Origin of the sequence: Tibeticola sp., from assembly GCF_022759015.1 — a bacterium.
Classification (GTDB): domain Bacteria; phylum Pseudomonadota; class Gammaproteobacteria; order Burkholderiales; family Burkholderiaceae_C; genus Tibeticola; species Tibeticola sediminis.
Map to the genome: position 1 here is coordinate 1 of NZ_JAEMQB010000016.1, position 5,337 is coordinate 5,337.

The 5,337-nt window shown below is 66.5% G+C and carries 5 protein-coding genes; all 5 read right to left on the bottom strand.

The window, feature by feature from the left end; genetic code table 11:
* The coding region (locus JHC36_RS01275) for a malonate--CoA ligase (RefSeq protein ID WP_287914864.1) at positions 1-1,387 on the bottom strand (1,387 nt) is incomplete at its 3' end.
* Positions 1,388-1,415: 28 nt separating this feature from the next.
* Positions 1,416-2,207 (bottom strand): enoyl-CoA hydratase/isomerase family protein, encoded by a 792-nt coding sequence (locus tag JHC36_RS01280; protein WP_287914867.1) that lies wholly within the window; start codon positions 2,205-2,207, stop codon positions 1,416-1,418.
* An 11-nt stretch (positions 2,208-2,218) separates the two neighbouring features.
* Positions 2,219-3,052, bottom strand: a complete 834-nt coding sequence (gene lgt / locus JHC36_RS01285) for a prolipoprotein diacylglyceryl transferase (RefSeq protein ID WP_287914870.1) — start codon at positions 3,050-3,052, stop codon at positions 2,219-2,221.
* Between the two features lie 16 nt (positions 3,053-3,068).
* Positions 3,069-4,904, bottom strand: coding sequence for a dihydroxy-acid dehydratase (gene ilvD / locus JHC36_RS01290; protein ID WP_287914873.1), 1,836 nt, complete (start codon positions 4,902-4,904; stop codon positions 3,069-3,071).
* A gap of 161 nt (positions 4,905-5,065) precedes the next feature.
* Positions 5,066-5,308 (bottom strand): TIGR04438 family Trp-rich protein, encoded by a 243-nt coding sequence (locus JHC36_RS01295; RefSeq protein WP_287914876.1) that lies wholly within the window; start codon positions 5,306-5,308, stop codon positions 5,066-5,068.
* Positions 5,309-5,337 lie beyond the last annotated feature (29 nt).

A 5,337-nucleotide genomic window follows, 5' to 3' on the forward strand; every position in this document is an offset into this window, starting at 1 on the left:
CGCCCACCTCGCCAAAGTCCGGGTGCGGCACGCCAACGACGGCGCTCTCGGCCACCCCCGGCAGCTCGTTGATCACCCCCTCGATTTCCGCCGGGTAGACGTTGTAGCCGCCCGAGATGATGAGGTCTTTGCTGCGTCCGACGATGGTGACGTAACCGTCTGCGTCGAAGCGGCCGACGTCGCCGGTCTTGAAGAAGCCGTCGGCGGTGAACTCCTCGGCGGTCTTCTCAGGCATGCGCCAGTAGCCGGAGAACACATTGGGGCCGCGCACCTGGATGTGCCCCGGCTCCCCCGTGGCAACCGGGCGGCCAGCATCGTCGACGTTGCGCAACTGCACCCCCGGCAGCGGAAAGCCCACCGTGCCGCCGCGGCGCTCGCTGCGCCCGCCGTAGCGCGGATCGGCGGCATAGGGGTTGGAGCTCAGCATCAGTGTCTCGCTCATGCCGTAGCGTTCCAGGATGGTGTGGCCGGTGCGCGCTTGCCACGCGCGGAAGGTTTCGATCAGCAAAGGCGCCGAGCCCGAAATGAACAGCCGCATGCTGCGCGCCGCCTCGGGCGTGAGCGCGGGCTCAGCCAGCATGCGCACATAGAGCGTGGGCACGCCCATGAAGACGGTCGCCTCGGGCAGCCGCCGCACCACTTGCGCCGCGTCGAAGCGGTTGAACCAGATCATGCGGCTGCCTGCCAGCAGCGCGCCATGGATGGCGATGAAGAGGCCGTGCACATGGAAGATCGGCAACGCGTGCAGGAGCACGTCACCGCCCTGCCCCGCCGCATCGGGTCGCCGCCAGCCCCAGTAGTCATGCAGCACCTGGGCGTTCGAGAGCAAATTGCCATGCGAAAGCATCGCGCCCTTGGAGCGACCGGTGGTGCCACTGGTGTAGAGGATCGCGGCCAGTTCGTCCGCGCGCTTGGGCGCGGTCTCGAAGCGGTCGCTGTGCGCACTCGCGCGCTCGAGCAGGCTGCCGCTGCGGTCGTCGCCGAGCGTGAACACATGCCGCGTCCCCGCCTGGAACGCCAAGGTGCTGACCCAGCCGAAGTTTCCCGGCGTGCAAACCACCACGGCGGGCTCGGCATTGCCGATGAAATACTCGATCTCAGCCCGCTGGTACGCGGTGTTGAGCGGAAGGAAGACGTAACCCGCACGCAGCGTGGCGAGGTAGAGCAGCATCGCCTCGACCGATTTGTCCACCTGCACGGCGATGCGGCTGCCTTCCTCGAGCCCCAGCGAGCGCAGAAAGTTCGCCAACATCGCCGTAGCGCGCTCGATGTCGCGCCAGCTGTAGGCCAGGCCCGCCGAGGGGCCATCCGCGACCTCGACCGCCACCGCATCGAGGTTCGCCGGAAAAGCGGCCCGCAGCGCCGCGTACAGGTTGCCGTGACTCATCGAAACCACCCCGAAAGAAACCCACTGCTCAGAAATTCGGCCGACGCTTGGCCAAGAAGGCCGCGATGCCCTCACGATGCTCGGCGCTGTCGGCGTAGTCATAGGCTGTGGAAACTATGTTTTCCATAGCAACACCTGAGCGTTTTACGCCGGCATCCAGGCCAAAAAGCTCAAAAAACAGCCGCTTCGTGCGGCGCGCGGCCTCGGGCGCGAGTGCGGCAATGCGTTCGGCACGCGCTGCGGCCTGGGCCGCGACCTCCGCGTCTGGGACCACTTGGTGGAGAAAGCCGCGCCGCTCCATGACCTGCGCATCGAGGACGGCCGCCTCGAGCAGCATCTCGCGCGCCGTCATCTCGCCCACCGCCCGCGCGACCAGCGCCGCTTCGCGCGGCGCCATCGAAAACCCGAGCCGCGCAATCGGCGCCCCAAAGCGCGCACCCTCGCCCGCCACCCGCAAGTCGCAGCAACTCGCGATCTCCACGCCTGCGCCCATGCACGCGCCTTCGATCTGCGCGATCAGCGGCACTTCGCAGCGCAGCAGCGCCGAAAGCGCGGGCCAGACCACCTCCTCGTGAAACTGCCGCAGACCCTCGACCGAAAAGCGAAAGTCGGGGTATTCGGCAATGTCGCCACCGGCGCAGAATTGACCCTCAGCGCCGCGCACGATTACGACGCGCAAGCCGCGCTGCCGGCCGATGTCTTCGGCCGCCGCGCGCAACGAGCGCCACATCGACACCGACATGGCGTTGAGCTTGCCCGGGTGTTCGAGCGTCAGCAGCCCAATCGCGCCGCATGTCTCCCAATGGATGGCACCTGCCATCGCCCGCCCCTTCAGTGCGCGGCCGCGCGCACGAACGGCGCGGGTTGCCGCTGCGCCCACACCCACAGGGCCACGCCGCCGAGCACCATCGGAATGCACAGCCATTGCCCCATGGTCAGCCCCAGCGAGAGAAAGCCGAGGAAGTTGTCGGGTTCGCGGAAGAACTCCGCAATGAAGCGCAGGCAGCCGTAGCCCACCAGAAAAGCGGCACTCACCTCCCCGAGTCGACGCGGCCGGCGGGCGTAGAGCCACAGCAGCACGAACAGCAACACGCCTTCGAGCAAAAACTCATAGAGCTGCGAGGGATGCCGCGCCGAGCTGCCAGCGCCGCGAAACACCATGGCCCAGGGCAGTGACGGGTCGGCGACCCGCCCCCACAACTCGCCATTGATGAAGTTTCCGATGCGACCGGCCGCCAACCCCGGCGGCACGCAGGGCGCGATGAAATCCATCACCTGCAAAAACGGCCGCTGCCGCATGCGCGCGAACCCAGCCATGGCCACCAGCACGCCCAGCAGCCCGCCATGGAAACTCATGCCGCCCTGCCAGACCGCGAAGATCTCGGCCGGATGGGCAAAGTAATACGCGGGCTTGTAGAACAGCACATAGCCCAGGCGCCCGCCGATGACCACACCGAGCACGCCGTAAAACAAAATGTCTTCGACGTCGCGCCGCTGCCAGCCCCAATCGCCCTGCGTCAGCGAAGCATAGGGCTCATGGCGCAGCCGCCGCAAAGCCAGCGCCATGAAGAGCCCAAAGGCCACCAGGTACATCAAGCCGTACCAGTGAATCGCCACGGGCCCGAGGCGCAGCGCGACGGGGTCGATGTCCGGATGCATCAGCATGGTCTGGCCCCGCTGCTCAGTCGCCCAGCATCGACAGGTCGCGCACCGCGCCCTTGTCGGCCGAGGTCGCCAGCATCGCATAGGCCTTGAGCGCGGCGGACACCTTGCGCGGACGCGGTTTGGCGGGCTTCCAGCCTTTCGCATCCTGTTCGGCGCGACGGCGGGCGAGTTCCGCGTCGCTCACGAGCACGTCGATGCGACGGTTCGGAATGTCGATGCGGATGCGGTCGCCCGCTCGCACCAGACCGATGGCGCCGCCGGCCGCCGCCTCGGGCGACACATGTCCGATCGACAAGCCCGAGGTCCCCCCCGAAAACCGCCCGTCGGTCAGCAAGGCGCACAGCTTGCCGAGCCCTTTGGACTTGATGTAGCTTGTCGGGTAGAGCATCTCCTGCATGCCCGGCCCGCCTTTGGGGCCTTCATAGCGCACCACCACCACATCACCGGGCTGGACCTTGTCCGCCAGGATGTCGGCCACCGCCTCGTCCTGCGATTCGGTCACATACGCACGACCCTCGAACACCAGCAGGCTGTCGTCCACCCCCGCCGTCTTGACCACGCAGCCCGCTTCGGCAATGTTGCCGTAGAGCACGGCCAGCCCGCCCTCCTGCGAATACGCATGCTCGACCGAACGGATGCAGCCCTCGGCGCGGTCGGTGTCCAGGCTCGGCCAGCGCGTGCTCTGTGAAAACGCCTGCTGCGTCGGAATTCCTGCAGGCCCGGCGCGGTAGAAGGTTTGCACCGCCTCGTCCTGCGTGCGCATCACGTCCCATTGCTCCAGCGCCTCGGCCAGGCTCGCGCTGTGCACGGTCGGCACATCGGTGTGCAGTTTGCCGGCCCGGGCAAGCTCGCCCAAGATGCCGAAAATGCCGCCCGCGCGGTGCACGTCCTCGACGTGGTATTTCTGCGTGTTCGGCGCCACCTTGCAGAGCTGCGGCACCCCGCGCGAGAGCCGGTCGATGTCGGCCATCTGAAAGTCGATCCCGGCCTCCTGCGCGACTGCGAGCAGATGCAGGATGGTGTTGGTCGACCCGCCCATGGCGATGTCGAGCGCCATCGCGTTCTCGAACGCCTTGCGCCCGACCGCACGCGGCAGCACGCGCTCATCGCCCTGCTCGTAGTAACGCCGGCAAAGCTCGACGATGAGCCGGCCAGCCCGCTTGAACAATTGCTCGCGGTCGGCATGGGTGGCCACCAGCGTGCCGTTGCCCGGCAGCGACAGCCCCAGCGCCTCGGTCAGGCAGTTCATCGAGTTGGCCGTAAACATGCCCGAGCACGAACCGCAGGTCGGGCAAGCCGATCGCTCCACCTCGGCCACCGTCTCGTCGCTGACCTTCGAGTCGGCCGCCATGACCATCGCGTCGATCAGGTCGATCTTGTGCACGCCCAGGCGCGTCTTGCCCGCCTCCATCGGCCCGCCCGAGACGAACACCACGGGAATGTTGAGCCGCATGGCCGCCATCAGCATGCCCGGGGTGATCTTGTCGCAGTTGCTGATGCAGACCATGGCATCGGCACAGTGCGCGTTGACCATGTATTCGACCGAGTCGGCAATGATGTCGCGGCTTGGCAGCGAATAGAGCATGCCGTCATGCCCCATGGCAATGCCGTCGTCCACGGCGATGGTGTTGAACTCCTTGGCCACGCCACCGGCGGCCTCGATCTCGCGGGCGACGAGTTGTCCCAGGTCCTTGAGATGCACATGCCCCGGCACGAACTGCGTGAATGAGTTGACGACGGCCACGATGGGCTTGTCGAAATCGCCGTCCTTCATGCCGGTGGCGCGCCAGAGGGCGCGGGCTCCGGCCATGTTGCGGCCGGCGGTGGTGGTTTTGGATCGATAAGCAGGCATGGTTGATCTCGCAGACAAAGGGGGGCAAACGGGGCGGGACACAGGTCCCGAGACAGAGCAGTCTTCGATTCTACGGAGCCGGAGGCACAGAACAGGCGGCGTTCAACTGGCCGCGAGTCCAAGGGAGAACCACCTACCGACTCGGCCGCCTTCTCTTTCGATCAGCGCCGGCGCCGAGGCGTCATGCCCAACGCCTCTTTGCTTTTTTCGATGCGCTCGCGTTTGCGCTGCTCCATCTTTTCCATTTCGCGGCGCTTGGTGTACCCGCTCCAGTCGGCCCAGGTCCACCAGGCCACCGCCAGGCCAAAGGGCGCAAGCACCACCCACCAGCTCCAGGTTGCCACCGGGCCGAGTTCCAGGAATTTCAGCAGCAGCAGAATCAGTCCGAGTCCGAGGAAATACATCACCACACTCCCAGGAAAAATAAGCAGTC

Bases quoted from the DNA above. Each gene is read 5' to 3' on its own strand.
- JHC36_RS01280 (WP_287914867.1), bottom strand. From the start codon at position 2,207: ATGGCAGGTGCCATCCATTGGGAGACATGCGGCGCGATTGGGCTGCTG.
- lgt (WP_287914870.1), bottom strand. From the start codon at position 3,052: ATGCTGATGCATCCGGACATCGACCCCGTCGCGCTGCGCCTCGGGCCC.
- ilvD (WP_287914873.1), bottom strand. From the start codon at position 4,904: ATGCCTGCTTATCGATCCAAAACCACCACCGCCGGCCGCAACATGGCC.
- JHC36_RS01295 (WP_287914876.1), bottom strand. From the start codon at position 5,308: ATGTATTTCCTCGGACTCGGACTGATTCTGCTGCTGCTGAAATTCCTG.